Annotated in this window: 2 tRNA genes and 2 rRNA genes; all 4 read right to left on the bottom strand. The window is 53.6% G+C overall.

The features are described from left to right. Window positions 1-2,276, bottom strand: a 23S ribosomal RNA gene (locus tag LN450_RS00685); the annotation flags it as partial. Between the two features lie 225 nt (window positions 2,277-2,501). Then, a tRNA-Ile gene (locus tag LN450_RS00680) sits at window positions 2,502-2,578 on the bottom strand. Window positions 2,579-2,596: 18 nt separating this feature from the next. Beyond that, window positions 2,597-2,672, bottom strand: a tRNA-Ala gene (locus LN450_RS00675). Window positions 2,673-2,767: 95 nt separating this feature from the next. Further along, window positions 2,768-4,314, bottom strand: a 16S ribosomal RNA gene (locus tag LN450_RS00670). Between the last annotated feature and the right edge of the window lie 426 nt (window positions 4,315-4,740).

Here is a 4,740-nt window from a genome sequence, read left to right as displayed (position 1 = left end):
GAGCGTACCTTCGTGCTCCTCCGTTACTCTTTAGGAGGAGACCGCCCCAGTCAAACTACCCACCATACACGGTCCCTGATCCGGATAACGGACCTAGGTTAGAACGTCAAGCACGACAGGGTGGTATTTCAAGGATGGCTCCACTGCAGCTAGCGCCACAGTTTCATAGCCTCCCACCTATCCTACACAGACGAACTCAACGTTCAGTGTAAAGCTATAGTAAAGGTTCACGGGGTCTTTCCGTCTTGCCACGGGAACGCTGCATCTTCACAGCGATTTCAATTTCACTGAGTCTCGGGTGGAGACAGCGCCGCTGTCGTTACGCCATTCGTGCAGGTCGGAACTTACCCGACAAGGAATTTCGCTACCTTAGGACCGTTATAGTTACGGCCGCCGTTTACTGGGGCTTCGATCAAGAGCTTCGCCTTGCGGCTGACCCCATCAATTAACCTTCCAGCACCGGGCAGGCGTCACACCCTATACGTCCACTTTCGTGTTTGCAGAGTGCTGTGTTTTTGATAAACAGTCGCAGCGGCCTGGTTTCTGCGACCCTCTTCAGCTATAGCTCGCACGAGCCACCAAAAAGGGTGCACCTTCTCCCGAAGTTACGGTGCCATGTTGCCTAGTTCCTTCACCCGAGTTCTCTCAAGCGCCTGAGAATTCTCATCCTACCCACCTGTGTCGGTTTACGGTACGGTCTTCGTGAGCTGAAGCTTAGGAGCTTTTCCTGGAAGCGTGGTATCAGTGACTTCGCCATAAAGGCTCGTCTCGGTGCTCGGTCTTAAAGGATCCCGGATTTGCCAAAGATCCAAACCTACCGCCTTTCCCCGGGACAACCAACGCCCGGTACACCTAACCTTCTCCGTCCCTCCATCGCACTCACGCGAGGTGCAGGAATATTAACCTGCTTCCCATCGACTACGGCTTTCGCCCTCGCCTTAGGGACCGACTAACCCTGCGTCGATTAACGTTGCGCAAGGAAACCTTGGGCTTTCGGCGTGCGGGCTTTTCACCCGCATTATCGTTACTCATGTCAGCATTCGCACTTCCGATACCTCCAGCAGACTTCTCAATCCACCTTCGCAGGCTTACGGAACGCTCCTCTACCGCGCATAAAACAAGTTTTATGCACCCCAAGCTTCGGTTCACTGCTTAGCCCCGTTAAATCTTCCGCGCAGACCGACTCGACCAGTGAGCTATTACGCTTTCTTTAAAGGGTGGCTGCTTCTAAGCCAACCTCCTGGCTGTCTATGCCTTTCCACATCGTTTTCCACTTAGCAGTGAATTTGGGACCTTAGCTGTGGGTCTGGGTTGTTTCCCTTTTCACGACGGACGTTAGCACCCGCCGTGTGTCTCCCATACAGTCCGTCTCGGTATTCGGAGTTTGCAATGGTTTGGTAAGTCGCGATGACCCCCTAGCCATAACAGTGCTCTACCCCCGAGAGGATACATATGAGGCGCTACCTAAATAGCTTTCGAGGAGAACCAGCTATCTCCGGGTTCGATTAGCTTTTCACTCCTAATCACAGCTCATCCCCGTCTTTTGCAACAGACGTGGGTTCGGGCCTCCAGTACCTGTTACGGCACCTTCACCCTGGCCATGACTAGATCACCCGGTTTCGGGTCTACTGCCCGCGACTATGCGCCCTTATCAGACTCGGTTTCCCTTCGCCTCCCCTATACGGTTAAGCTTGCCACGAACAGTAAGTCGCTGACCCATTATACAAAAGGTACGCAGTCACTCTTGCGAGCTCCTACTGCTTGTACGCACACGGTTTCAGGATCTATTTCACTCCCCTCTCCGGGGTTCTTTTCGCCTTTCCCTCACGGTACTGGTTCACTATCGGTCGGTCAGGAGTATTTAGCCTTGGAGGATGGTCCCCCCATATTCAGACAGGGTTTCACGTGCCCCGCCCTACTCGTCTTCACTGGAGTGGCCCTTTTAAATACAGGGCTATCACCTTCTATGGCCAATCTTTCCAGATTGTTTTTCTAAAGCCATTCCAGCTTAAGGGCTGCTCCCCGTTCGCTCGTCACTACTTAGGGAATCTCGGTTGATTTCTTTTCCTCCGGTTACTTAGATATTTCAGTTCACCGGGTTCGCTTCCAGCAGCTATGAATTCACTGCAGGATACTGCCGAAGCAGTGGGTTTCCCCATTCGGATATTGCCGGATCAAAGCTTGTTGCCAACTCCCCGACACTTTTCGCAGGCTACCACGTCCTTCATCGCCTCTGACCGCCTAGGCATCCACCGTGTGCGCTTATTCGCTTGACCATATAACCCCAAGTTGCCTCAGGGTCATGCCGTGTTGTGTGGGGTACAAAGCCACCAACGCGAACATACGACTCAATTATTTAGGGACTCGAAGTCCCCGCCTTAGCCTCAACGACACGTTTAGATAGATATCTCAAACGCTCGCTACGTCACAAGTTATAAAAGAACATGTCTCAGCCTCAACGCTGAGCCATATAAATTCTTAAGTGTGCACTACATTCAGAGTGGTGGGTCTGGGAGGACTCGAACCACCGACCTCACCCTTATCAGGGGTGCGCTCTAACCACCTGAGCTACAGACCCAAAGTCGTTTCACTCAAATGGTGGAGCCTGTCGGGATCGAACCGACGACCCCCTGCTTGCAAAGCAGGTGCTCTCCCAGCTGAGCTAAGGCCCCATGATGGGACTTTCGCATATCGGCCTGTGCCGATACGCATCTCTGAATGCAGGTAATTTGTGAGGACGCCCGACAGGACGATGACGTCATGCTCAAAAGGAGGTGATCCAGCCGCACCTTCCGATACGGCTACCTTGTTACGACTTCACCCCAGTCATCGGCCACACCGTGGCAAGCGCCCTCCCGAAGGTTAAGCTACCTGCTTCTGGTGCAACAAACTCCCATGGTGTGACGGGCGGTGTGTACAAGGCCCGGGAACGTATTCACCGCAGCAATGCTGATCTGCGATTACTAGCGATTCCGACTTCATGGAGTCGAGTTGCAGACTCCAATCCGGACTGAGATAGGGTTTCTGGGATTGGCTTGCCCTCGCGGGTTTGCAGCCCTCTGTCCCTACCATTGTAGTACGTGTGTAGCCCTGGTCGTAAGGGCCATGATGACTTGACGTCATCCCCACCTTCCTCCGGTTTGTCACCGGCGGTCTCCTTAGAGTTCCCACCATTACGTGCTGGCAACTAAGGACAAGGGTTGCGCTCGTTGCGGGACTTAACCCAACATCTCACGACACGAGCTGACGACAGCCATGCAGCACCTGTCTCACGGTTCCCGAAGGCACCAATCCATCTCTGGAAAGTTCCGTGGATGTCAAGACCAGGTAAGGTTCTTCGCGTTGCATCGAATTAAACCACATACTCCACCGCTTGTGCGGGCCCCCGTCAATTCCTTTGAGTTTCAGTCTTGCGACCGTACTCCCCAGGCGGCGAACTTAACGCGTTAGCTTCGATACTGCGTGCCAAATTGCACCCAACATCCAGTTCGCATCGTTTAGGGCGTGGACTACCAGGGTATCTAATCCTGTTTGCTCCCCACGCTTTCGTGCCTCAGTGTCAGTGTTGGTCCAGGTAGCCGCCTTCGCCACGGATGTTCCTCCCGATCTCTACGCATTTCACTGCTACACCGGGAATTCCGCTACCCTCTACCACACTCTAGTGATCCAGTATCCACTGCAATTCCCAGGTTGAGCCCAGGGCTTTCACAACAGACTTAAACCACCACCTACGCACGCTTTACGCCCAGTAATTCCGAGTAACGCTTGCACCCTTCGTATTACCGCGGCTGCTGGCACGAAGTTAGCCGGTGCTTATTCTTTGGGTACCGTCAGAACAATCGGGTATTAACCGACTGCTTTTCTTTCCCAACAAAAGGGCTTTACAACCCGAAGGCCTTCTTCACCCACGCGGCATGGCTGGATCAGGCTTGCGCCCATTGTCCAATATTCCCCACTGCTGCCTCCCGTAGGAGTCTGGACCGTGTCTCAGTTCCAGTGTGGCTGATCATCCTCTCAGACCAGCTACGGATCGTCGCCTTGGTGGGCCTTTACCCCGCCAACTAGCTAATCCGACATCGGCTCATTCAACCGCGCGAAGCCCGAAGGTCCTCCGCTTTCACCCGTAGGTCGTATGCGGTATTAGCGTAAGTTTCCCTACGTTATCCCCCACGAAAGAGTAGATTCCGATGTATTCCTCACCCGTCCGCCACTCGCCACCCATAAGAGCAAGCTCTTACTGTGCTGCCGTTCGACTTGCATGTGTTAGGCCTGCCGCCAGCGTTCACTCTGAGCCAGGATCAAACTCTTCACTTAAAATTACATGCCCGAAGGCAAATACTTTAGCTGCAGAAGTCCAACCACTGGCAACTTATCGCTTGCAAAGCAATTAATATGTTGCTTGATTAAACGTCTGCAAGATGGACAATCATCCCTCCTGCAGGCGTCCGCACAAATTACCTGCGCACACTGTCAAAGAACATGGGGAAGTGGCCTCAGCGCCGTTCCCGTCAGCTTCGCTGTTTCCGAAGCGAGCCGCCCATTATAGCGGACTTTTTCTTGCCGTCAACACCTCATTTCGAGGCGGTTGACGCTGCTTCGTTTGAACCCGGAGGTTTTCTGCGAAGCGAGCCGGCCATATTAGCAGGCTTTTCATCCTCGTCAACCCCTCGTGAAGAGGAAGTTGCCGCCGCTGCACTTCAATCCGCCGTAGCGTCTTTTCCGTGTAGCGAGCCGCCCATT

Origin of the sequence: Xanthomonas euvesicatoria pv. euvesicatoria (genome assembly GCF_020880415.1) — a bacterium.
In the GTDB taxonomy this organism is placed as follows: domain Bacteria; phylum Pseudomonadota; class Gammaproteobacteria; order Xanthomonadales; family Xanthomonadaceae; genus Xanthomonas; species Xanthomonas euvesicatoria.
The sequence above is the reverse complement of the archived record's forward strand: the minus strand, read 5'-3'. Positions and strand labels throughout refer to the sequence as shown.